Source organism: Pseudoalteromonas sp. CO325X (assembly GCF_004208955.1).
Lineage (GTDB): Bacteria > Pseudomonadota > Gammaproteobacteria > Enterobacterales > Alteromonadaceae > Pseudoalteromonas > Pseudoalteromonas ruthenica.
Genome location: NZ_SGPG01000013.1, coordinates 69,189 through 93,300, shown reverse-complemented (window position 1 = coordinate 93,300; position 24,112 = coordinate 69,189). Strand labels below are relative to the sequence as shown.

At 47.5% G+C, this 24,112-nt stretch carries 24 protein-coding genes; 14 read left to right on the top strand and 10 right to left on the bottom strand.

Annotated features, from left to right (window positions below; translation table 11 throughout):
- Positions 1–6: 6 nt before the first annotated feature.
- The gene (locus tag EXT46_RS05120) at positions 7–540 is read right to left on the bottom strand and encodes an ACT domain-containing protein (protein ID WP_045978992.1); all 534 of its coding nucleotides are present in this window, start codon (positions 538–540) and stop codon (positions 7–9) included.
- A gap of 344 nt (positions 541–884) precedes the next feature.
- Between EXT46_RS05120 and bamC the strand changes: the two genes are divergently transcribed.
- Both bamC and EXT46_RS05110 read left to right on the top strand, forming a co-directional pair.
- Positions 885–1,943 (top strand): outer membrane protein assembly factor BamC, encoded by a 1,059-nt coding sequence (gene bamC, locus EXT46_RS05115; protein ID WP_053910813.1) that lies wholly within the window; start codon positions 885–887, stop codon positions 1,941–1,943.
- Between the two features lie 106 nt (positions 1,944–2,049).
- Entirely contained in the window at positions 2,050–3,414 is a 1,365-nt protein-coding gene (locus tag EXT46_RS05110; protein ID WP_130145630.1) for a YjiH family protein, read from the top strand.
- Here the strand turns inward: EXT46_RS05110 and EXT46_RS05105 are convergent.
- Entirely contained in the window at positions 3,411–3,599 is a 189-nt protein-coding gene (locus EXT46_RS05105) for a DUF2897 family protein (protein WP_130145628.1), read from the bottom strand. The genes EXT46_RS05110 and EXT46_RS05105 overlap by 4 nt on opposite strands.
- Positions 3,600–3,707: 108 nt before the next feature.
- Here EXT46_RS05105 and EXT46_RS05100 point away from each other — a divergent pair, with 108 nt between their 5' ends.
- On the top strand, positions 3,708–5,045 hold the full coding sequence (locus EXT46_RS05100; protein WP_045978994.1) for an ankyrin repeat domain-containing protein: 1,338 nt from the start codon (positions 3,708–3,710) through the stop codon (positions 5,043–5,045).
- A 67-nt stretch (positions 5,046–5,112) separates the two neighbouring features.
- On the opposite strand, the gene EXT46_RS05095 is transcribed toward EXT46_RS05100, so the two are convergent.
- From EXT46_RS05095 to EXT46_RS05075, 5 genes are all read right to left on the bottom strand, one after another.
- The gene (locus EXT46_RS05095; protein ID WP_045978995.1) at positions 5,113–5,568 is read right to left on the bottom strand and encodes a DUF2069 domain-containing protein; all 456 of its coding nucleotides are present in this window, start codon (positions 5,566–5,568) and stop codon (positions 5,113–5,115) included.
- Entirely contained in the window at positions 5,561–6,112 is a 552-nt protein-coding gene (wrbA, locus tag EXT46_RS05090; RefSeq protein ID WP_022944483.1) for an NAD(P)H:quinone oxidoreductase, read from the bottom strand. Before wrbA ends, EXT46_RS05095 begins: the two co-directional genes overlap by 8 nt.
- Complete coding sequence (gene arsC, locus EXT46_RS05085; RefSeq protein WP_045979065.1) at positions 6,113–6,460, bottom strand: arsenate reductase (glutaredoxin); 348 nt, start codon at positions 6,458–6,460, stop codon at positions 6,113–6,115.
- Between the two features lie 177 nt (positions 6,461–6,637).
- Positions 6,638–8,083: a M48 family metalloprotease gene (locus tag EXT46_RS05080; protein WP_045978996.1), complete on the bottom strand. Its 1,446-nt coding sequence runs from the start codon at positions 8,081–8,083 to the stop codon at positions 6,638–6,640.
- A 1-nt stretch (position 8,084) separates the two neighbouring features.
- A complete protein-coding gene (locus EXT46_RS05075) occupies positions 8,085–8,753 on the bottom strand; it encodes a hypothetical protein (protein WP_130145626.1) in 669 nt (222 codons plus the stop codon).
- 187 nt (positions 8,754–8,940) lie between these two features.
- On the opposite strand from EXT46_RS05075, the gene EXT46_RS05070 reads away from it, so the two are divergent.
- The 10 genes from EXT46_RS05070 (at position 8,941) to EXT46_RS05025 (ending at position 17,868) form a co-directional block, all read left to right on the top strand.
- Positions 8,941–9,159, top strand: a complete 219-nt coding sequence (locus tag EXT46_RS05070) for a sulfurtransferase TusA family protein (RefSeq protein WP_026111040.1) — start codon at positions 8,941–8,943, stop codon at positions 9,157–9,159.
- Positions 9,160–9,163: 4 nt separating this feature from the next.
- Positions 9,164–10,267 (top strand): AI-2E family transporter, encoded by a 1,104-nt coding sequence (locus EXT46_RS05065; RefSeq protein ID WP_022944479.1) that lies wholly within the window; start codon positions 9,164–9,166, stop codon positions 10,265–10,267.
- A gap of 187 nt (positions 10,268–10,454) precedes the next feature.
- The gene (locus tag EXT46_RS05060) at positions 10,455–12,695 is read left to right on the top strand and encodes an aminotransferase class V-fold PLP-dependent enzyme (protein ID WP_130145622.1); all 2,241 of its coding nucleotides are present in this window, start codon (positions 10,455–10,457) and stop codon (positions 12,693–12,695) included.
- Positions 12,696–12,726: 31 nt separating this feature from the next.
- The gene (locus tag EXT46_RS05055; protein ID WP_022944477.1) at positions 12,727–13,218 is read left to right on the top strand and encodes a GNAT family N-acetyltransferase; all 492 of its coding nucleotides are present in this window, start codon (positions 12,727–12,729) and stop codon (positions 13,216–13,218) included.
- A 99-nt stretch (positions 13,219–13,317) separates the two neighbouring features.
- Positions 13,318–13,815 carry a hypothetical protein gene (locus tag EXT46_RS05050; protein ID WP_130145620.1) on the top strand — a complete coding sequence of 166 codons (498 nt, stop codon included), beginning with the start codon at positions 13,318–13,320 and terminating at the stop codon, positions 13,813–13,815.
- Between the two features lie 13 nt (positions 13,816–13,828).
- The gene (locus EXT46_RS05045; RefSeq protein WP_130145618.1) at positions 13,829–14,443 is read left to right on the top strand and encodes a superoxide dismutase; all 615 of its coding nucleotides are present in this window, start codon (positions 13,829–13,831) and stop codon (positions 14,441–14,443) included.
- A 92-nt stretch (positions 14,444–14,535) separates the two neighbouring features.
- Complete coding sequence (locus EXT46_RS05040) at positions 14,536–15,885, top strand: AlkA N-terminal domain-containing protein (protein WP_130145616.1); 1,350 nt, start codon at positions 14,536–14,538, stop codon at positions 15,883–15,885.
- A 2-nt stretch (positions 15,886–15,887) separates the two neighbouring features.
- The gene (locus EXT46_RS05035; RefSeq protein WP_130145756.1) at positions 15,888–16,355 is read left to right on the top strand and encodes a methylated-DNA--[protein]-cysteine S-methyltransferase; all 468 of its coding nucleotides are present in this window, start codon (positions 15,888–15,890) and stop codon (positions 16,353–16,355) included.
- Positions 16,356–16,498: 143 nt separating this feature from the next.
- A complete protein-coding gene (locus tag EXT46_RS05030; RefSeq protein ID WP_130145614.1) occupies positions 16,499–17,185 on the top strand; it encodes a hypothetical protein in 687 nt (228 codons plus the stop codon).
- A 92-nt stretch (positions 17,186–17,277) separates the two neighbouring features.
- Positions 17,278–17,868, top strand: a complete 591-nt coding sequence (locus EXT46_RS05025) for a thymidine kinase (RefSeq protein WP_130145612.1) — start codon at positions 17,278–17,280, stop codon at positions 17,866–17,868.
- Here the strand turns inward: EXT46_RS05025 and rlmF are convergent.
- Positions 17,865–18,773, bottom strand: coding sequence for a 23S rRNA (adenine(1618)-N(6))-methyltransferase RlmF (gene rlmF, locus EXT46_RS05020; protein ID WP_130145610.1), 909 nt, complete (start codon positions 18,771–18,773; stop codon positions 17,865–17,867). The two genes, EXT46_RS05025 and rlmF, sit on opposite strands and share 4 nt — an antisense overlap.
- 250 nt (positions 18,774–19,023) lie before the next feature.
- Here rlmF and EXT46_RS05015 point away from each other — a divergent pair, with 250 nt between their 5' ends.
- The gene (locus tag EXT46_RS05015) at positions 19,024–19,929 is read left to right on the top strand and encodes an alpha/beta fold hydrolase (protein WP_130145608.1); all 906 of its coding nucleotides are present in this window, start codon (positions 19,024–19,026) and stop codon (positions 19,927–19,929) included.
- Here EXT46_RS05015 and EXT46_RS05010 read toward each other — a convergent pair.
- Both EXT46_RS05010 and EXT46_RS05005 read right to left on the bottom strand, forming a co-directional pair.
- Positions 19,862–21,352: a sulfotransferase gene (locus EXT46_RS05010; protein WP_130145606.1), complete on the bottom strand. Its 1,491-nt coding sequence runs from the start codon at positions 21,350–21,352 to the stop codon at positions 19,862–19,864. The genes EXT46_RS05015 and EXT46_RS05010 overlap by 68 nt on opposite strands.
- A 108-nt stretch (positions 21,353–21,460) precedes the next feature.
- A complete protein-coding gene (locus EXT46_RS05005) occupies positions 21,461–24,043 on the bottom strand; it encodes a TonB-dependent receptor (RefSeq protein ID WP_130145604.1) in 2,583 nt (860 codons plus the stop codon).
- Between the last annotated feature and the right edge of the window lie 69 nt (positions 24,044–24,112).

Below are 24,112 nucleotides of genomic sequence, written 5' to 3'. Positions count from 1 at the left end.
GATTCCTTATCTTATTCGTCTGAAAATGTAATCAATTTCAAGGCGTTGCGATAACGCCTCAAATGATACTTTAAACGCGTCTATATCTAATTCTTGCGGTACGTTAAATTCAAGCTCGCAGCGCATGTATGCCTGCTCTTCTTTATCGAAGGTGTCTGATTTTAATGAACAGATGCTAATACCGTACTCGGCAAAATAGCCTGTTACTTGGCTCAGCGTACCTGGGGTATCAACGCCGTGATATTCGAGGTTGTAACCGCCACCATATTGCTCTGCATTATGACTTGAAGTGCGCTTCATCATTGTTAATAAGCCCAGCTCCATGCCCGTGGCTGGCAGGGTATGCTCTACGCGACTGATGGCCGCCATGTCGCCGCACAGCAACATAATGAAAGTAAGCTCATTGCCTAAAATAGCGATTCGGCTATCGGTGATATTACAGTTACAGTCACTGACTAATTGCGTTAGTGCGCTGACTACACCGGGTTGATCTTCACCTATGGCGGTGATCACTAGTTGTTGTTTGGCTAATTCAGCCATGTTGTTCGACCCTTGCTAAGAGAAAACGAAAACCTTTAGATGGCCGCGCAGTTTAGCACAACCAGCGGTGTTACGCGCAACTTTTAGCCGTGACCGAGTTTATTCGCATTTGCACGGCGTCTTTCTTGTTTTTACAGCAATGTAAAAGTACCATAGTGAAAATTTTTGCCATACCGCTGATTTAGATGAGCGGTGGCGAGTGTCGATACTCTGCTTAATACCGCTTGCAATGGTCAATGGATCAGTTGTAAGTGCACCAAGTTTTAACCTGACACTGAACCAATTACGTCTCACCGACTCAAAGTCTGTAGAATAAAAAAAGGTGAGCATAGGAGATAGATAACGTGCAGTATTGGATCCCTAAAGCATTGATGTTAAGTGCCTTAGTCAGTTTAAGCGGATGCGGTATTTTTACCAGCGAAGCACATCATCCACGTAATTACCGTACCAATGAACCGGTGGTGGCCCCTGAAGGGCTTGATGCACCGCGCCAAGACCCAACCTATAAAATGGATGTTGCCCGTTACGATAATAGCGAACAAGCCAAAGCAACAAAGCCGCCAATGCAAATAATGCCGCTTGCTGAGGGCAGTTGGCTGGATGAAAACGAAAAGCTGGCCCGTGTATATTTTGACAAAAACGAAGGCATCGAAGATCTTGATGAATTTATTTGGCACGCAATTGAGGGCGTTTTATCTGACTACAACACACAAGCAGTAAGTGCGGATAAGTTAATCGGCACCGTGGAAACCGATTGGTTTTCAATCGTGCGAGTTGAAGAAGGGTGGTTATGGGATGACGAGATAGTCGCTGAGCAGCGTTACAAGTTCATCATCGAGGAGAAAGACCATCAGCGCACTGCCGCTTTGCGCGCAGAAATGGTGGACTATCGCTCAGACGATGTACCCCTGACGCCACTATTACAACAGCGTCTTGAAACTCGTGCGCTCAACGCGGTCATTTCGGAGTTTGATTATCGCTATCGTCAATTGAAAGTAGAGCTGCGCCAGCGCCAAGGGATCATTTCTCTGGATATGGGTTTTGACAACAAAGGCAATGCGGCACTGGTCACAGAGCAAGCTTACAATGTCGTGTTTGAACGCTTTGCAGGTTTCTTGGAGCGGCTGCAATTCACCATTGTCGAGGTGGATGTAGATTCAGGGCGAATCATTGCAGATTACACCAAGCCAGAAGCCAGCGTTTGGGACTCTATCTGGGGCGAGGAAGCCATGCAGCTACCGCTTGAAGATGGGCAGTATCAAATTTTGATGAGCACTACGCGCGAGGGTGGCACCAGCATTACCTGGATGGATAAAGAGGGTGAAGTATTGCAACCCGGCACCATGAACGACTTGCAACAAGCGTTGGTGCAAGCGCTGCGAACCCGAGGAATTCAAATATAACGCCTGATAAGCAGGCCATGAAGGAAAAGAGTGTCGTGCTCTTTTCCTTTTTTCATGTATAGAGCCCAGTAAATGGGCCAATAATAACAATGAACAAGTAACGATTATGACAACAAGCCAACCCCGTTCAATGGCCAGCACTTTGCTGACCTTCATTATCCCCTCCTTGATAGGGGTATTTTTGTTTATGGTGCCTATTCCTTGGGAAGGGGAGATAAAAATCACTGTGGCAATATTGGCTGATATGCTGCGTGTGTGGTTAGCGCCAATAGCCAGTACCTTATTGCTAATAATTATCTGTGGAACCGGGTTGCTCTCTTTACTTATGAGTACTGTGCAACCTCGGTCGTTGTTTGATAACACATTAATCCGGCATCTGTTTGTTGTGACGCCCGTGTGGTTGGTGGTACGCCTTTTGGGCATGATGTTTATTGTGATGACCTATTTTGAATTAGGTCCAGTGGCGATTCATTCCGAGAACACCGGCGCATTTGTTATGAATGAGCTGCTGCCGCTATTGCTCACGGTGTTTATCTTGGCTGGTTTTTTGTTGCCGTTGTTACTTAATTTTGGGTTATTAGAATTGGTGGGCACGCTGTTTACGAAAATTATGCAGCCGCTCTTTGGCGTGCCAGGGCGCAGCGCGGTAAACTGTGCGGCATCCTGGTTAGGGGATGGCAGTGTCGGTATTTTGATGACTGCGCGCCAATACGAAGACAAGCATTACACCCAGCGTGAGGCCGCTATTATTGGCACTACGTTCTCAGCAGTGTCGATTACCTTCTGTTTTGTGGTGATTGGGCAGGTACGATTAGAGCACTTATTTGCGCCGTTTTACCTGACGGTATGTGTCGCTGGTGTGGTATGCGCGCTCATTCTCCCACGTATTCCACCACTGAGCTTGAAAAAGAACACCTACGTGGACGGCAGTACTCAAAATCAAGATGATGAGTCGCACTCGGCGCAGAAAAACCTTTGGCGTCAGTCTTTGGATATGGCCTTGCACAAGGCGCGCCATGCCAAAGGGGTTAAGGGCACGGTACAAGAAGGTGTGCACAACGCATTAGACATGGTTTTTGCCGTGTTGCCTGTGGTGATGGCGGTGGGTACGTTTGCTTTGATCATTTCTGAATACACCCCGGTCTTTACGTGGCTAGGTAAGCCTTTTATTCCTTACCTTGAGTTATTAGGGATCCCCGAGGCCGTCAAAGCATCGGAAACCATCGTTGTTGGCTTTGCTGATATGTTTATACCGTCGATTCTAGCGGCATCGAATATTGACAGTGAAGTGACGCGTTTTATCATAGCCGCAATGAGTGTCACGCAGCTGATTTACATGTCAGAGGTGGGGGCCTTACTATTGGGTAGTAAAATACCGGTAAATATAGTTGAGCTATTTATTATTTTTATATTGCGAACGCTGATCACCTTACCGGTGATCACGCTAATGGCAAACTGGCTAGTGGCTTAGTCTTTGTCGCAGTGCTCATCTTGGGCACTGCGCTGCTTTTCTTTCAGGCGCTGTCTCGCTTTCTCAACAGGGTCTTGATTTAGGCGTTTCATATCCAGTTTGGCGGAGTGTTTGAGCAGCGCTATATTGCTCCCGACGAAGCCAAAAACGGCGACGATAATTAGAATAACTTGCCAAGTTTGCATTGCACTGTTCGCTCATGTATTAAGTGAAGGGTAAGGCTGTGCCCTTTATAACTGACACCACCGTTGCCATGCAACATTAACAAACATTTAGTGGAGTTTTCCCAAGCAATGGAAAAGGTACTAATTTGGCCTGAACACTATCCGTTATTACTCAAGGGGCTTATTGAGCAAAACGGCGCATTTATTTTAGACGCCCTTGAGGCGTGGCCGGCGTGTAGTACTAAAATCGAAGACAATGTCAGCACCACGGTGTTACCGCCTATTTATTACTTGGTATGGTTGGCGCCAAGAGACCCATTTGACGAGTGTACTTTCCAGCATATCAGTGACTTTGATGAGCAGGCCCATCAATATATTAACGCCGCGCGAGAGTATTTTCTAAATAATGAATACACCAACGAGCAAATAAGCGAGTTTTTGCTTGAACGTTTGAGCCAATATGCCGATGTAAATGCCCAATTGGCGCTAGAGTCGCCGATGTCATTGGCGCAATTGTTATTTGAACAGCGCTATTTTTCGCTGTTGGAGCAGTTGCTAGCTCGCGGCGCGCTGCTCTCCAGTGCGGACATTATGCTGGTCTGGCAGGAAGTAGACTTTCGAGCTAAGTTCTCAGCGTTTTTACCACAGTGTGCAGCGGATAAAGACACCGTACTCGATGCCGCCAAAGCCGAATTGGTGCAAGGTAAAGACTTCTTCACCTTATTGCAGCATCTATCGACCGACGATAATTTGCAGCATCTGCTCGAGCAAGCGCTATTGGCACACTTACAAAGTGAGCATGCTAAACAAAGCTTGGCTATGCGCTTTGTTGAGCAAGGTGCGAAAGGCAGCGAATATAACGAGCAAGGACAAAGCGCACTGATGCTGGCCGCTGAGAAAGGCTTTGTAGCGGTGCTTGAAGCCATCCTCGGCGATGCCTCGATGGATGCTAAAGATGAGCAGGGCAATACTGCTTTACACTATGCTGTGGCAGCCGATAACAGCGCATGTTTGAAGTTGTTGTTGCGCGCCGGGGCTAACTTTCACGCTAAAAATAACGCTGGGCTCAGTTGTTATCGTTACGCCGTGGAGCGCAACCGAAAAGAGCTGGTGCGCCTAATGGAACGTGAATTTGGAATTAAAGAGCTTTCACCACAGGGGCAGTACATGCGTGTTGCCAAGGTGCATGTATTGCACGCTTTGGTGGTGATGTTGCTACCGCTGCAGCTGTTTTTCTTTTTTGATGAGAGCATTGAGCATAAAAGCGAGCTCACCATCGCGTTGACCATGTTTTCCATGGTGGCGATATTTTTTGCTATTAGCTTAAAGCGCTGTGCGTTGTATCCACAGCTAAAACACCCCTTTGGTTTAGGGGTCATTCGCATGGGCTCGGTATTATCCTTGGTGGCCCAATTAGGCCTGTTATCGGTCGTTGCCTTGGCGTTTTTAAGCCAGCTGGCGGGGTAGAGGCACTTTTAGGTCGTTCTTATGCAAACATGCCGAAGCGCAGAGCTCTGGCATGTTTGCGAGCTTACTAACTATCTTTGTGGTGGTTTTGGCGATGATATTCTTGTGCGGCCTTCTCCTGGGCTAGGTCATCTTTAAGCTTACCTACTTTTAGACCCAATTCTTGACCGCGATGTCGGGCATAGTAAGTACAACCTACAAACATCATGCTTGAGAGTATTAACTCAAGAATGACCCAAAGGCGCTCGTCGGGGCTGACCCACAACAAGGTAAAACCATGAATAAAATAAATCATGACCACAAAGTTGGCCCAAGCATAGGTGTAAGGTTTGTCTTGAATAATGCCTTTCAATGGCAGTAACAACGGCAGAATATACAAACCAAACGTAAATGCCAGTGAATAGTCAGTGCGTGGTACCAAGACAAACATCCACAGCGGCATTAGAATTAGCAGGCCAATGTAGCCGGTCAACGCCAAAAGTTGGTAGCGTTTAGTGATCGGTTTTTTTGCAATATCAGTCATTAAGCTTTCTCGTTAACGTTGCTAAGCGCTTGCCCAGAGCTTGGCATATCTGTTTTTCATCGTTGCTCAATTGAGCGTTATTGTGCGCCCCAGATACATGGCTTGCCCCGTAAGGCGCGCCCCCTGAGGTGGTGCTACTCAATGCCGGAACGTCATAAGGCACCCCCACCAATAACATGCCATGGTGCAGGAGCGGCGTGGCCAGGTTAAGCAACGTCGCCTCATTGCCTCCATGCATGCTACTTGAAGAAGTAAACACACAGGCTGGCTTATCAATGAGTTCGCCTTTAAGCCACATCTCGCTGGTTTGCTCCCACATCGCTTTTGCTTGCGAGGCCATCATGCCAAAGCGAGTCGGAGTGCCAAAAGCCAATGCAGAACATTGGCTGAGCTCGACTAAGTCTACTTGAGGGTGCGACCCATCCTCACTGACGCAGCGTATTAGCGTATCAACGCCTTGTGCTTCAATGCTGTCGGCAAGTTCCTCGGCCAATGCACGAACACTGCCACCGCGAGAATGGTACAGCACTAAAATAGGTGCCATTTACAGCAGCTCCAAGACATTTTCAGGAGGACGTCCAAGAACGGCTTTATTGCCATTTACAACAATAGGACGTTCGATAAGCTTTGGATTGTGATGCATGGCATTTAACAGCGCCTGTTCGTCATGCTGGTTTTTTAAATCAAGCTCTTTGTACGTGTCTTCTTTGGTACGCATTAATTCGCGGGCAGAGCTAAAGCCTAATTGTTGTACCAGTGTGTTTAGTTGCTCTACGCTGGGGGTATCGTCTAAATACTTGATGACTTCTGGCTCTACGCCTTTTTCCTCGATTAGGGCCAAAGTTTGGCGTGATTTAGAACAACGTGGATTGTGATAAATAACGATAGACATAGCTTCCTCTTGCGGATGTTTTGCCCTTGATTGCTGTGAGCTGGCCACAACCATATTGGCCTTGGCAGTGCAGGCGGGGCCGATAAATTTATACCTATAGTGTAAAAGATACGTGCGCCCGTTGATAGAGGCGCACACATTGTTGCTTCAATTTGCGCCACTGAAGTGGCATATGCGTTATAAACGAGCGAGCTCTTTTTGCATTTGCCGGTATTGCGCTAACAATGCCTTCAGCCGTTTATGTTTAATCGCTTCATTCGGTTCAATATGATTAAGGGCTTTTTGAACTTCATCAGCGGCTTTCATATACGCCCCCACCTGAGCCATTAAATCCGCATTGGCCTCATGGTAGGCTGCTTTGTCGTCTTGGCGTCGGTAGGTAGTGGTAAGCAGCTGCTTAGCCAAAAAGTGGTCTGGTTTTTCCAACGTAAAACTACGCAGCAGTTCAGTGGCCAGCGCATAGTCCTCGGCTTCAATTGCAGCGTGGGCGTAGTTTAAGGTTATAACTTGGTTGTTTGGCCGCAATTGATGAAATGGGCGCAAATGCTCAAGGGCTTTGTCGGGCTCGCCCTTGCCAACATAGTAATCGGTTAGCGTATCCAAATAAAAAAGATTACTCGGGGCGCGTTCCAACAAGGGCGCGAGGTATTGCCATGCTTGGTCGAACTTTTTCTGGTCGATTAAGGTCAGCGCCAGCCCGTAGTGCAATGCTGACTTGTCGCCATAGGCGTTCTCCCGCAGTAGTTTATTAAACTGCTCTTGCGCTTGTTGTGAGTCATAACCGTAGCGGGCCAGAATGCGGCTTTTCGCAAGGTAGAACTCTAAGCTTTGGCCATATTGACGCTTTTCATATTGCTGTGCACGCAAGCGGACATCACTGATCCGGCTTTGTGGTAATGGGTGGGTAAGAATAAATACCGGCGGTTTTTGGCGGTAACGAATTTGCGCGGCCAGTTTTGTTAAAAACTCGCCAGATGCATGAGGGTCAAATCCAGCTTCGTATAAAGTGCGCATGCCGATTCGATCGGCCTCTTGCTCAGCCCCCCGGCTATGACTGAGTTGGCTCAGTGCGCTTTGTGTCTGGGTTCCGGAAATAATGGCCATGCCGGCATCGGGGGCAACAACGGTCGCTAGTATACCGGCAATCAGCCCGGCAATAGTAACCCCAGAGTTATCTTTTTGTTGCTGTAAACGCCTTGCTAGGTGGCGCTGAGTCACGTGCGCAATTTCATGCCCGAGCACAGACGCCAATTGACTCTCGTTATCTGCTTGAGCGATTAGCCCGGTATGAACGCCAACGTGCCCGCCATAGAAAGCAAATGCGTTAATATCTTTGTTATTTATCCAGAAAAAAGAAAATGGAAAACGCACATCGTCGGCGTGGGAGACAAGCTTATTGCCAAGCGTAGTGAGGTATTCATCAAGCACGGGGTCGTCGATGACCGGCGATGAACCGCGAATTTGCATCATCATCACATCGCCAATAGCCCGCTCTTTTTCAATGGGCAGCACCTGCAAAGCCGAGGTGCCTAAATCTGGCAGCTCAAAGGTATTTTGTGCCTTTACTGGCATAAACGTTGTGCTCAATAAAGCACAGGACAACAAGATACGTTTAAAAGGCATATTATTCCTTGTGGTTATAATCATCTGGCTCCATCAACCTAGCCAGTGCGAACTCACTACCGCCAGCGTTGTGGTGCTTTTCGCACATTTTGTAGAACTCTTTTATTGAGACTCCGTTGTAGGCTTGAACGTTCAATTCGCGACGTAACAATTCAACCGTGTCATGCACGACTTTATGGGCATGGATGATCAGAGCTTTATCGGCTTCATCACCATTATCAAAGTAAAACGCGATGAATTTGTGCAACTGGCCGATGCGGATCACATGCTCCATAGTCGCCGGATCCCACACATCGAATTCCATTTTGGCATTGTCACGCACGTAATGACGAATTTTCTCGTCGCCAGCATAAGCATAAGCACTGAGCTCAAAGCCTCGCTCGGTAAAGCTTTGATGTAAACCGATACGCGGCTTGTTATCGCAGTGGATAATGCCATTATGATCTTCCTGCCCACCGAGTGTCTTCAGGTTCCAATTTCGTTTATCGAGTAAGCGCTTGATAGCTGTATCAAACCCGTGCTCTAGCAGGTTTTCAGACTCACTGAGGCTTTGTGACACCATATGGTAAAAAGGCGGCAGTTCACCCCAGTTAAGCTGTTTTTTATACCAATTGATTTCCTTTAAGGTCGGATTGGCAGGCAGCCTAGCTTTGTTATGCGACGTCGCCATGACACGCTTCCTTCATTTTCGCCTTATAGTATTAAGCATAAACGAATGTCGTAAACCTTTTAAGCTTTTTTACGGTATGATTAAGGAATCGGTATCATCTACTAACTATTTCTTTTTACGCTTAATCTCAGCGACATATTGGCATCGATAACAAGTGTTAAGCGCCAAGCAAGGTAATGTGAATATAATGGTGGAAGTTGATTTACGGTCGTTACGGTGTCCGCAGCAGTTTGTGCAATTTAAGCTCGCGCTAAAGCGTGCTCAGGGTGACCATCGTCGTTTATTATTATTGTTGAATACCAACACTCAAGAATTTACCGATATTGAACGGTACTTGAAAAAGCAAGGGCTGAGCTATGCGTTGCAGCGTCAACCATCGTTTTACCGCCTCATAGTGGAGATTTAAATTCGTGTTCGAATACGTGCGTTCGTGGTATCAAAGAAAGTTTTCTGACCCTCACTCTGTCACCTTATTGCTGTTGCTCGTTGCAGCGTTTGCCATTCTCTACTTCTTCGGTAACTTGTTGATGCCTGCGTTGGTCGCAGTGGTGGTGGCGTACCTCTTAGACTGGCCAGTGGCGCGCTTGCAGCGCTTGGGTCTATCACGACTCTTGGCTACGGTGGTGGTGATGGCTTTATTTTGCTCGTTAGTTATTGGCAGCTTATTTGGGATTGGGCCCGTGTTGTGGCAACAAACCAGTAATCTAGTACAAGAGGCGCCAACCATGCTTGAGCAAGGAAAACATTATTTGTTGCACTTGCCCATAGACTACCCAACTCTCATTTCGCCCGAACAGGTCCGTTCGGTGGTCAGCAGTGTTGAGTCTAAAGCGGTGGAGCTTGGGCAAACCTTGGTGTCATTTTCTTTAACCTCACTTAAAGATGTGGCCGCATGGCTGATTTATTTGATATTAGTGCCACTACTGATATTTTTCATGCTCAAGGATAAGGCGCAGCTGGTCCAAAGCATGAGTTCGCTGCTGCCCAAACAACGCCGTTTAATCCATCAGGTGTGGATAGAAATGAACCAGCAAATTATGAACTATATCCGAGGTAAAGTGTTTGAGATTGTGATTGTTGGTGGTGTGTCGTTTGTGGTGTTTACCATTTTCGACCTGCGGTATGCGGCGCTGCTGGGTGTGTTAGTGGGCTTTTCAGTTCTTATTCCCTTTATTGGTGCGGCGTTGGTGACTATTCCTGTGGCTGCCGTCGCTTTGTTTCAGTTTGGACTCGGTAGCGAGTTTTGGTCAGTGCTCGTGGCCTACGGCATTATTCAAGCACTTGATGGTAACGTGTTGGTGCCCTTACTCTTTTCAGAAGCAGTGGACTTGAATCCGGTCTTTATTATCGTCGCGGTGCTGTTTTTTGGTGGCCTATGGGGTTTTTGGGGGGTCTTTTTCGCAATCCCACTGGCGTCACTGGTACGTGCGCTTATTAATGCGTGGTCTAGCAGTGCTGATGAACCCCATCAAAGCATGCCCAAAGCGTTAGTCGAGGAAATGAACAACGATTAAAAATATCGATAGATTGCTGCTTCTATGCAGCAATCTCCTTTTACTCTTTACAAGCTCCCCCTGCTGCCGCACGAGTTATACGATAAACTCATAAGACCTCGGTTTATTCGAACAAATTAGTCTTACTGCGTTGAGTGCTTATGTGTACAATGGTTATAAGTTATAGCTAATAGTAATATAGTGTCTTATGTCGCAGCGTTTCTTCACCCAGCCTAGCCATGATCTGGTTTATCTTGATGCCAATGCCACCACCCCGGTGCTGCCGTGTATTGCCGATGTGGTGTCACATACCATGCAAGTGTGTTTTGGAAATCCTTCAAGCTCTCATATAACCGGTGTGCAAGCGAAATATTTATTGGAGCAAACGCGCAATAAGGCACGCCAGGTGATAGGTGCGCAAAATGGCGATATTCTTTTCACCTCAGGTGCGACCGAAGGAATTCAAACGGCAGTGGTATCCACGCTGCTGGCAAACCGTCATAAAGCCACCGAGCACAGTGTATTGCTGTATGGGGCGACTGAGCACAAGGCCGTGCCAAATACCCTGAAGCACTGGAACGAAGTATTAGGGCTTGGGGCAAAAGTTTTGGCGATTCCGGTGGACAAAGATGGCTTGCTAGATAGCCAATTTATTGCAGAGCACGTGGGCCAAGCATTAATGATATGTACCATGGCGGTGAATAATGAAACCGGCGTATATCAAGACTTAGTTGCACTCGAGAAAGTGATCCGAGCGCATAATCCGCACGTGTCTTGGATGGTCGACTGCGTTCAAGCTCTTGGTAAACAGGCGTTGGCCTTAAGTGATACCACAATTGATTATGCCCCTTTTTCTGGGCATAAACTCTACGCACCTAAGGGAATAGGCTTTTTGTATATTCGCGAAAATAGCCCCTATACCCCATTCATCGCCGGAGGGGGTCAAGAAAGTGGTATGCGCTCAGGAACAGAGAACCTACCCGGTATCGCCGGTTTGTATGAACTATTTGAACTACTGCTAGATTCTAAGCAAGCGGTGTTCAAACCTGTGTGCACCTTGCATCAATACCGCGACCAACTTATTAGTGCCTTAGAGCAAACCTTTGGTGATATCACCTTTAATGCGCCTTTAGCATCAACGGTGCCGACGACACTGAACTTTTGCGTTAATAGCCTGACTTCTAAAGAGGTGATGGATTTGTTCGATGCTGCGGGGATCCGCGTTAGTGGTGGCTCAGCCTGTAGCTCTGGGGCATCGCGCAGTTTCGTACTTGATGCCATGGGTGTTAGCGACTGGCAAAGCGAAAATGCCATTCGTATGTCTTTTGGTCCTGCTGCCAGCGCTGCAGATATCGCTTTGGCCTGTGAGCGCATTTGTGCGTTAAAACCAGTGCTTAGTAATCATTGTCTCATCGTCTCTGATGCTCATCAGCCAGAGCAAGAGGTCTGTGCACTGGGGCTTACACAATTGCGCCATCAAGGCAGTTGTTGTTGGCTATTTGTCGCTGACAATAATGACGCAGTAATCATCGACCCCATTGTTGAATTGGTGCCTCGCCTGACTCGGTTAGTTAAGCAGCAGCAATTGCGGGTCAAAGCCGTACTAGAAACTCACCGACATCAAGATAAAGACTCCGCACGCTCGCTGTTGGCGCAGCGCCTAGAAGTCGATGCGAGAGGTGAGCTTGGGTGGTCTCATGGTGATACTATTGCTCTTGGCTCACACCAATTAAGCCGTGTTACCACGCCAGGGCACAGCAGTGACAGTGTCAGTTATTTACTTTCTCAAAACGAGCATATTGAAGCCTGTTTCTGTGGCGATTTGCTTGTTTGGGGTGGCCTGGGCAGTACTCAATTCGACGATGCCAGTTGCGAGCAAATGGCGCAGTCGCTGAAATTACTCAGTCAATTACTTGAACAAAACACGGTTATTTGCCCAGCGCACGACTACGAACAGTGTTTTGCCATGACCTGGCAGGCACAATGCCAAGCCAGTGAGCTGTTGGCAGCCTTATTGCAAGGGGATATTGATCATGAGCAGTTTGCTTTGCGTAAAAATCAGTTAGATCAACGCCAAGGCGAGCAATGCGGCGCCTTATGTGGCTTTAGCCTAGCCCCCGTCAAGGCAAGTGGGGCACAGCTGAGCGCACAGCAGTTGCAGCAGTTACTGCATGAGCACAGCGACAGTACTGTGGTACTTGATGTACGTGAACCCTATGAACACGGCGCAACGGATATTTGCAGCCTATTTACGTTAGCGCCAGAACAGCTTATTAATATCCCACTTAGCCGGCTCGCGAATGCGTTGTTGACGCAACAGCTGGACAAAAGTAAACACTATGTATTGATCTGCCGTACAGGGAATCGCTCTGGGCAGGCTATCAGTAACTTAAAAGCCTTGGGTTTTGAGCACGTGTATAACTTGCAAGGTGGGCTCGCACTTGTATGATGGAAGGGTATTCACAGTCCAAGGAACCTTTATGAGTCAAGTGTTTATCCGCGATGCGGTGATCAATGATGTGCCGCTTATCTATCATTTTATCAATCAACTCGCTATTTATGAGAAAGAGCCGGACGCGGTCACTGCCACTGAGCAGGACATTGAGCGCACATTGTTCGGTGAAGGAGCGACCGCCCATAGTGTGATTTGCTTTGATAGTGAGGCGCCTGATGCTGAGCCAATCGGCTTTGCAGTGTACTTTTTCAATTATTCCACTTGGTTGGGCCGCAATGGCCTGTACCTTGAAGACTTATATGTTAGCGAAGATAAGCGAGGTCGAGGTGCAGGCAAGGCATTGATGCAATTTCTTGCCCGTCGCGCGATTGAAAAAGACTGTGGCCGTTTTGAGTGGGTGGTGCTCGATTGGAACAAGCCAGCGATTGACTTCTATGAGAGTATCGGCGCGCAAGCACAAGGTGAGTGGATTATCTATCGCTTAGATGGTGAGCAGCTGCACCAGTTTGCGCAATGAGGTTAGTAAATTAAATTTATAAATAAAAATGATTTGCATTAACGTTTGTCTGTGTTTAAGGTAGTGATATGACCCACAGTGACGTGAATGTAAATCAGTATGAGCCAATCTTCATTAACTGACTTGCCTTGGGTGCAATCCGCACTCACCCCTTGGCAAGTCGATATTCAAGCCGGTAATCACGCATTCAACGCTAAGCAGTGGCACCTCGCCAGAGATAAATACACAGTTGCTTACCAACTTAGCTATCGCTTGATGGCGCAATTTTTAATGTTAAAAGATGAGGGCGTGCGTTGCCAAGCATTGGCGCAATGTAGCCCTGCTATGGTCGTGGCTGCCCACAACCTTGCAGATACTTACATTCGCCTTGGTAACCTAAGTGGCGCTGCACACACGCTTACTCAAGTGCATGCCAATATGCTGGCGTTGCGTCAGCACTCTGACCCAAGTGTCATGCACATCGGCGCTATCCATAGTGATAAAACGTATGCGCAACTGATGCACTTCGCCAAGCTCTATGGCCCCAACCCTGAAACTCATAAGCAACTACAACACGCGCTTAATCAGCACAGTGTTACACACCCCACTTTTCACTAAATAAGGAGTGACGATGGCATTTCAACTTCCAGAATTAGCTTACGGCTATGATGACCTGGAGCCTCATATTGATGGCCGCACCATGAAAATTCATCATACTTTGCATCACCAAACCTACATCAATAAGGCCAATGACGCCTTGAAAGACAGCGAATATGAGGGCAAAGGGGCACATTGGTTGTTGCGTAACATCGCTACGATAGACGAGGCACTGAGACCTGCGGTCCGTGATCAGGTGGGTGGGCATGCCAATCACAGTTTGTTTTGGCAAGTGATGAGCCCCTCAGGTGGCACGCAGCCACAAGGGGCGTTAGCTCAGGGTATCAAAGGTGACTTAGGGAGCTGGGAGGCATTTAAGAAGCAGTTTACACAGGCGGCATTAACGCAGTTTGGAAGTGGTTGGGCATGGCTGGTGGTTGATAGTAGCCATCGACTTCAAGTGGTCAACAGTGCCAATCAAGATAGCCCACTAATGGATGGATTAACGCCTATTCTAGGTTTGGATGTATGGGAGCATGCATACTACTTACAGTACCAAAATCGCCGACCAGAATATATTGAAGCCTTTTATGAGGTCATAGATTGGCCAGCGGTGGAGGCGCTTTTTCATCAAGCGACAGGGCGCTAAGTTAATTTTATATTGAGTGTAAAATCTGGCTAGGTATTCACGCATTTTACGATAAGCTGATCACAAGACTTAAAGTAAAGTGAGTGTAGAGCATGTATCCCCCAGATATCTGCCAAACAGCCCGGATGAGCCGTGACAAGCGCTTTGATGGGCTCTTTTACGTTGCAGTGCGTAGTACCGGCATTTATTGTCGGCCTATTTGCCCAGCCCCTGCGGCAAAAGAGCATAACGTGCAGTATTATCAGCATGCACATCAGGCAGCCTTAGCCGGCTTTCGACCCTGTTTGCGCTGTCGCCCCGACGCCAGCCCAGGCAGTTACCCTTGGCTGGGCGCGCAAACAACCGCACTGCGTGGCAAAAAGTTAATTGATCAAGGGCAATGGCGTGAGGGCGGGTTACCCGCGCTGGCGGCGCGCCTAGGGGTGTCGCAAAGTTATATAAGTCAATTATTCAAACGACATTATGGTATCGCACCTGGCCAATACGCACAGTTTGTTCAGTGCCAGTTTGCCAAACAGCTATTGCAGCAAACACAGCTAAAAATTACTGACATTGCATTCGCTTCAGGCTTCAACAGTGTTCGGCGCTTCAATGATGCATTTAAACAGCTTCTAAAGCTCACTCCGAGTGATATTCGTAGTCGAACGTCGCCTGCGCAGCAGCATATTAATTTGTTTTTAAGTTTTCGCCCGCCTTATGACTGGCCTGCCATGCAACAGTTTTTAGCAAAGCGGGCGGTCGACCCTGTAGAGTGGGTTGATTCTAACAGCTATGGTCGCACCTTTGAGTATGCATCCTGTAAAGGCCAGTTTAATGCTGTTTTTGACCGGGCGAAACAAGGCTTTTGGGTTGATATTACTCTCACTGATTGGTCTCATTTACAGGCTGTAGTAGCGAACATTCGCCGTGTTTTAGATTTGGATGCCGATACCGAGGTGATCAATCAGCAACTGCATCGTGCTTTCGGGGAGTGTCTGCCGCTTAAACAAGGACTCAGGCTGCCAGGGATTTGGGAGCCGTTCGAAGCGGGCATCAGGGCGGTGTTAGGTCAACAAGTCAGCGTGAGTGCTGCAAGACAGTTAAGCAAAACCTTGGTGGCATCGCTCGGTGATGAAGGGCGCTATTTTCCAAGGGCTCACCAAGTGGCGCAAAGTGAGCTTAGCTTTTTTAAAATGCCCGCAAGGCGTAAACAGGCGCTTATTGATTTAGCCCGGCATGTGAGCAGCCATGGTATTGACGATATAGACGCCTGGTTAACCATAAAAGGTATCGGCCCTTGGACTGTAAACTATGCGAAGATGCGTGGTCTGAGCGACCCTGATATCTATTTAGGGGGGGACTTGGGGGTCAAAAAAGCGCTGCAACACCTGCCGAACATAAATCCCGAGGCCTGTGCACCGTTTCGTTCTTATTTAACCTTTCAGCTATGGCAACAATTATGACTATGTACCAAACAACGCTAGGGACGCCGATAGGCGCCTTGTTAATCCAAGCGACCGATCATGGCCTGTGCTATGTCGGTTTTGATATGGGCCGTGCCCAAAATGGCCTTAGTTGCAACAACGACTTGCTAAATCAAGCACTCTATCAGCTACAGCAGTACTTTGATGGTGCTCGGCAAACATTTGATGTGGCTATTGATGTCGCCGGCACTGATTTTCAAAATCAAGTGTGGAATGCATTGATGACGATAAGTTATGCGACTACGTGCAGCTATGGTGATATTGCCAAGTTATTAGATAACCCAAACGCAGTGCGTGCCGTCGGCGCGGCGAATGGCAAAAACCCTATCAGTATTATCGTGCCTTGCCATCGCGTTATCGGCAGTAACGGTACGTTGACTGGCTATGCCGGTGGGGTGGACAAGAAACAATGGTTGCTAGCGTTTGAACAGGCCCACTGCGACGGCTAAACTAAAATACAATTAATCCAGCTAAGTGGTCTTAAATGGTCCGGTTCCTCCTTTTTATGGTGGTTATAACAGTTGTTTGTTGCCGCGTCGCATTGGCAGCTAACAGCAATCTGCGAATAACCCTCTGTTATGAGGACAAAGAGGTGGTGCCGTTTTACATGGGACAAACCCGAGAGGTGCCTACCCACAACCCTGGTGCTAATATTGAAGTGATCCAACAATTACAGTCACGCCTAGAGAACGTGCGTTTTGCATTTATTCGCAGACCTTGGAAGCGCTGTTTAGATATGGTCGAAAAGGGCGAAGCGCAAGCATTAATAGGCAGCTATCGAAAGCAACGACTCTCTCGGCTGCGTTATCCTATGATTAACAATGACGTTGATACAGGTCGTGCACTGAGTAAAGTGGGTAGTTGCTTTATTGGCAATCGTGAATTTCATGAGTTCTGGCCAAGAAGGCACTATTTGCAACAGCAAGGCGTGGCGATTGCCTTGCCGCATGGTTACGCTATTGCCCAGCGCTTAAACGATCAGCCAGTTTTTGTGCATTTTGTTTTTTCGCAGCAAGACGCTTATCGGCTACTGGCAAACAGGCGTGTACACGCAGTGATGGATTTTTGCCAAGTCGGTAATCAGAACCTATACGTTGAGCCCGCCGATATCCAAGGGGTGAGCCCACTTTATCCGCCTTTCGATGTGCACTATGGCTATCTTATCTTCGCACCAAAATTTTACCAGGCACACCCTCACAGAGTGGAACGTATATGGGATGCGCTAAAAGGCTTGGATACCACGGCTATTTACCGACGCTATCTACAAATTCGCGATTAGTGTTTGTTGTTTAAAGCTCTCTAAGAGGAGATATGACTTTACTAAAGCCTTAGTGTAAGCTTGGCGCGCGAAAAAAATGGATAACAATCACTATGGCTCAACTCTATTTCTACTACTCGGCGATGAATGCTGGAAAGTCCACAACCTTATTGCAATCGGCTTTTAACTATCGTGAGCGCGGTATGCGCCCTATGATTATGACTGCCGCGATAGACGACCGTTCAGGTGTTGGTAAGGTTGCATCGCGAATTGGCTTGCAGGCCGATGCCTATGTCTTTGACGGTGAGTCTGATGTGTTTGCACTTATCCAACAGCAGCACCAAATCCAGCCGGTAAATTGTGTGTTGGTGGATGAAAGCCAGTTTTTGTCGAAGCAACAAGTGTGGCAGCTGACCGAGGTTGTCGATCAGTTACGCATACCCGTTTTATGCTATGGCCTACGCAGTGACTTCCTTGGCGAACTTTTTGTCGGTTCACAATATTTATTAGCCTGGGCCGATAAGCTGGTGGAGCTAAAAACCGTATGCCACTGCGGCCGCAAAGCCAACCACGTATTGCGCTATGACAGCGAAGGAGCGGTGGTTGCCAGTGGCGACCAAGTGCAAATTGGTGGTAACGAGCGCTATGTTTCCGTGTGTCGTAAACATTATAAGCAAGCGCTCAATGACCCGAGTACCACTTAGCAAAGCAATTGTTCTAAGCGTGCTTGACGTTCACTCTGTGGCATAAAGCTCCAAGCAAGAAAGCGGCTGACTTTTTGCCCTTGGGCCATATTCACCACCTCAATATTGATGGCCCCAGCCTTACGCAAAGTGTTTTTGAGGGCCCTGAGGTTGTCTTTTTTTGAAATCAATGAGCTAAACCACAGTACCTGCTCGGCATAATGGCTGCTTTCTAAAATCATATCGCGCACAAAGCCAAGTTCGCCACCTTGGCACCATAGCTCATTGGCACGACCGCCAAAGTTGAGGTGCGCCCCTTTTGCTTGGCCTTTCAGATTACGCCATTTGCGCTCGCTTCCGGCCTGTGCGCTTTGTTCGCTGTCGTGAAAAGGCGGGTTGCACAGGGTGGCGACTAAGGTATCTTGGGCTTTAACTATGCCGTTAAAATAACTACTTGGACGTTTTTGTTGTTGTACCTTGATAGGTAATTGATTGAGTTGTGCTAACTGCTTAGCGAGCTTGACAGACTGGGGGTCGATATCACTGGCAACAAACTGCCAGTTAAATAGTTTATGACCTAAGATAGGGTAAATGAGCGATGCGCCGGTCCCCACATCCAATACCCTTACTTTATGATGCGCGACATCTAAGCCGCTGTCGTTGGCAAGTAGGTCGTGTAAGTGGTGCACATAATCGGCTCGCCCGGGAACCGGGGGGCATAAAAAGCCGCTGGGTAAATCCCATATATCAATGTGATAATGGTGCCTAAGCAGTGCTTGGTTGAGTGTTTTTAACGCGTTCGGATCGCTGAAATCGATACTTGGCTGGCCATCGCGCCGAGTAATAATGTGGTTCTCTAAGCAAGGTAAGCTTCGACACAAGGCGTCGAAATCATAGCCGTTGGCGTGACGGTTCTTCGGATGCAAGGGCAAACTCTATTCGGCTAAAAGCCCCATTATAGAGAAAATCACCTTGTTGCTGTAGTGCTTTGTGATGGACTAAGAGCGTTACATACGCTCATATTGCTCATTTTTAGTTTCATGACTTTTCTTTACACCTCTGGCCTATTCATCATGCGAGCATAGCTGTTGTGGCTAAATAGTGACTGAATTATGTTACTTGTTGATAACATTTGATGCTGGTACGATGAGTGAAAAAGAATAAGCAATATCAAGTATGAGCGATATTATTCAACAGTCGGTATATATTGATTACAGTGAGCAGCAAACCCTGCATTTGCGTTATATTGCGCAAGATAACGCCACAGGTCCAGCCATCTTTTTTATGCATGGTGCTGTTGAAAATGGCAAGATTTTTTATACGCATTCGAATAAAGGATTAGCGCCTTTTTTAGCTAAACATGGATATCGATGTTATGTCGCCGACTTATGTGGTCGTGGCGAAAGCAAGCCATCAATAGGCCCTGGGGCCAGTTATGGGCAAACCGAGGCCATATGTCATGAAATCCCAGCGTTTTTGAGCAAAATAACGGAGCATGCCGGTGAATTCCCTCGTTTTTGGGTCGCTCACTCTTGGGGCGGAGTGTTATTCAACAGTGTCTTTGCTCGCTTTCCTGAATATATAAAGAAAGTCAGCGCCTGTGCGTACTTTGGATCCAAGCGCTCATTGTATAACCGTCACCCTAGTAAATTTCTTAAAGGTAATTTGGTGTGGTATTGGTTGGCACCAAAAAAAGCGAAAAAACATGGCTATTTGCCTGCGCGTAAACTGAAGTGGGGCAGTGATGATGAAACCGTTAAATCACACTATCAAAGTATGCAGTGGGCAAAGGTCAGGCCTTGGATTGATACCGACGATGGTTTTGATTATGGCCATGCTATCAAACGCTTAGCGTTACCGCCAACGTTGCACATCGCAGGGGTTAAGGATAAAGCGCTGGCACAACCCATAGATATAAAGAAGTTTATGCAAGAGTCAGGTTGTGGCATCCAAGAATTTAAGTTGTACGGGCGCAGTCATGGCCATCACCATGACTATGGCCATATTGACATGCTTACTCATCCCCAAGCGCAGCGGGATCAGTTTCAGGATGTACTGGCCTGGTTTTCACGCTACGGCTAAAGCATTCGCTAAAGGCTTGCTCATAGTCTTTGTAAGCTTTGTTCGCATCTTTATAGACGGGTTCACGCACTTGATGGCGACTCAAGGTCGTCACCGCGTGATGTGATTCAAAATAGCGCAAGCATTGTTGTGTGTAACTTAACTCCAGTTTACTGAATATTTTACGTAGTGACTGTTCAGGTTCTTGCACTAATTGTTCGTAATGTATCGTGATCAGGTTCTCACCCAACGTGTCTCGCCAGTGTTGCATCAAGTTATCATAGCCTTCGTAGTAGCGAGCTAAGGTGTCCATATGGCAGAAGAAGGGCTCATTGGCGCCAAAGTAATGACAAAATACCGACCAAGCCATGGGCTGGAAATTACGTCTCAAATCGATAAACACGGCATTCGGCATCAGTGCTTGAATAGCTCCGAGAGCCTGAAAGTTAGCGGGGAGTTTATTGATCACGACACGGTGAGCGAGTTGATGCTTGGTGAGTTCATCAACGTACATCTGTCGCAGTCGGTTACGAATATCGGTGTTTGTATTGGCCATGCATTGTGGGAAAGGAGCTTCATTGACCGCGCTCAAATAAGCCATCAGTTTGGCACTAATAACGTCGTTTTCACCTAGGCTTGCTATGCTTGGGTGCTGACACAACATTTGCTCTAACAGGGTGGAACCTGTCCGTGGCATGCCAACAATAAACACCGGAATAAAGCTGGCCTTTAAGGTGTCTTGTTGCTCAGCAATAAAGGTTGTTGAAAACTGCGCTATGAGCGTGTTGATGTACTGCTCGAAGCCCTCGCCTAAAGGCGTACACAAGGTATATTGCATTTCATTGGCTAAACGATAGTGAGCAAAGGCCTGAGTTTTGTCACCACTGTTATGATAGCTTTTTGCCAAGCTGTAATGCAGCACCACTTTGGCTTGCGTGCTACGGCTTGCGCTAAGCAGAGTGTGCATATGAGCAATCTGTTTAGAAGTAACATTATTACCTTTCAGTTGGCTTAACTCATAGTATATGTATGGGGTGACCGGGTGATCGGGGCAGCCCAAGCCATTGAGCAGAGCCTGCTTAGCTTTTTTGATATAGCCATAGGTAAGATGGTGCAGGGCTAAGCGATAAAAGGACTCGCCGTTATGAGGAGCAATTTTGGTGCAGTAGTGCAGTACTTCATAAGCATCACTACGTTTCTCTAGGCCGTCAAATGCATCGGCAAGCGCAAATAAGGGGTCGAGTACTTTAGGAAGCCTTTGGCAGGCTTTTTGTAGCAAATAGACTGCCTGGGGGTACTTTTCTAAGCGGATGGCAATGCGACCCAAACCAAACAGTGCCTCGCCTTGATTCGGGTCGGCTTCAAGCGCCGATTTAAAATGAAACTCGGCTTCCTTCAGTTTATTTTCACTTAGCAGCTGATTAGCGCGCTCTAAAATAGTCATAGTGATTCGGTAAAGCTTTTTAATTCAACATACCGTGCGGCCTGTGTCGACGCAAGCATAAAAAAGGCGGGCTTTACGCCCGCCTGTGATGTGGTTAATGCGCTTCTATTAGAAGCTATAAGTCGCTTTTACGTAGTAATAGCCACCATTGAAACCAAACGGCGAGGTTTCATAGTACAAGCCACCCCAATTGTTATTAGGAATACCTGTACGGTCCTCGAAATCTAAAGGCTCTGCCTCTTGGTCGAAGATGTTTTGTGCACCCACAGATAGACCGATGGCTTCGGTGGGGTAGTAAGTCACCTCTGCATCCACCGTTACTGCGGCATCGGCCATTTTTGCTGTTTGGTCGAAGTCAACATGAACACCTTGGTACTCACCGAAGTAATTCACGCGCACAAAGCCAGAGAATGAATCCCATTGTTGTGACCAAGTTGCTGTACCACGATGATTAGGTAGGTCTTCTTCTAGGCGTTGTACTTTAAAGTCGCCGGTAATATCACTGAAGCTGGTCACTTCAGTTTCATTCCAGTTGTACGCCAAGCTAAAGGTTGAGAAACCATCGAGTAAATCAGTGCTGTAGTTGGCTACGATATCAACACCCTCAGTGGTGGTGTCGAAGTCATTGGTGAAGAAACTGACCTGTGCAAGTTGGTCGACATTCGGCACACCTGCTTGTTTTAAGATGTCTTTATCTTCATCGCTAAGCACGATTTTTTCTGATTGACTGATACGGTCTTCTACATCGATGTTGTAGTAATCCATGGTTAGGTAGAAATCACCGTTTTGGTAAACCGCACCGAAGGTATAGCTATCAGACTCTTCCGGCTGTAGTTCTTCACCACCGAGCTGAACCGCAATCGGGTTAGTTGGTGGTAACAGCGCCGAATCAACCAACACGCCACTGCTTAGGTTCGTTTGCACGTTACTAACGTTCGCTTGCCCAACAGTAGGCGCACGGAAACCAGTGCTTAATGAACCACGCAATGAGAACATGTCGTTAATAGTGTAATGACCCGTTACTTTGTAATTAGTTGTTGAACCAAAGCTGTCGTAATCTTCATAGCGCAGCGCCCAGCCCATTAAAAAGTTCTCAGTGAATGGTGTTTCGATATCAATATAGGCTGCATAGTTGCGGCGTGTGAATTCACCGGCTTGTGAAGGCTTAAAGCCAGGGAAGCCGTTAGAACCAATACTGAAGCCTTGCTCTGTCAGCGGGCCGATTTCAAAAGAATCTTCATCGCCAGCGATCACGGTGAAGGTTTCTTCACGCCACTCAATACCACCGGCAACGTTGGCATCGTAATACAAGCCCCAATCAAAGGTTCGGGTGATATCGAAGTTAAATGTTTTCTCTAGCTGCTCGTATTTACCTGGTGAGAAATCGCGCGGTGTTTGCGGACCTAAAGAGGCATTTACGGTGTCATAGAGGAAGTAGCGTGAGGCGTTATAGCCCACTGAGCCACTGGCATCATAGAGCCAACCTTTGAGCCAGCCATCGGTAAACTCACCTTTCACACCTGCCGTGAATGAGGTGTCAACGATATTACCGCCGAAGTTTGGCGTAAAGCCACCAGGCAGAATTTCATTAAAGGCAAAGCAATCAGGGTTATTAGCAACGCCATTAATGTACTCTGGGTTGTCCAGTACGTTATCGTCGATTTGGATATTGGTTGGGCAGTTGCCGCTCATATCGCCAGTTAAATCACCCACCAGCAGCGTTTCACCGCCATCGTTGGAGTACACACCTGGGCGTGTATGCGGGTTACGATAATAGAAGCCACCACGAACATCACGCTCAGAATAGTTACCGAACATGTAGAACTCATCATCATTGGTTAGCTCTAAGCCAACATTACCAAAAATGGAAATGTCGTCTTCAATCTCTGGGGTACCCCAAATTTGTGCTGGGTCGTCAATATCCGGCACGCCCGCCGCTGTTAACGCAATCGCGTCAGCGCGCTGAGTACTGCGACTTGTCGCGTCAGCATTTTTATATTGGAAGCTTAAGTTAGCGAAGCCGTTATCAGTGAACGGTAAACCAATGTTACCGGCAATTTGAGTGCTATCACCGTCGCCTTCGTAGTATTGCCCATGACGTACTTCAAACGTACCCCCTTCGCTGGCATCTTTAAGCACGAAGTTCATTACCCCAGCAATTGCATCCGACCCGTACTGCGCCGCAGCACCGTCGCGCAATACTTCTACTTGTTTCAGCGCGATGCTTGGGATCACTGAAATATCAGGGCCTTGTGCACCATCGTTAATACCACCGCCTAAAAATGCGATGACCGAGGCGCGATGGCGGCGTTTGCCATTGAGTAAGACTAGTGTGCTATCAGAGGGGAGACCTCGCAAGTTGGCAGGGCGCACAAGCGTTGCTGCGTCACTGATAGGATTACTATGTACATTAAATGATGGAACAGTGCCTTTAAGCACTTCTAACATATCGGAATTACCCACCTTACTGAGCTCTTCACCGCCGATAATGTCAACCGGAACAGGAGAACTACCGATAGAGCGTGGTGCAGCACGTGACCCTACGACGGCGATTTTTTCAATATTTTTCGTTTTTTCAGCATTGCTATCGTCTTCAGCAAGTGCATTACCGGTGTGTAGCAGCGCTACCGTTGATGTGGAAAGAAGTGCGCAGCGAACGGCTGCTTGCAGAGTTCTGTATTTCAACTTCATATTGTATCCCCCAGTTAGTATACAGATTTATGATTCTTTGTTGTCATTGTGTATAAGGTATCTATACAT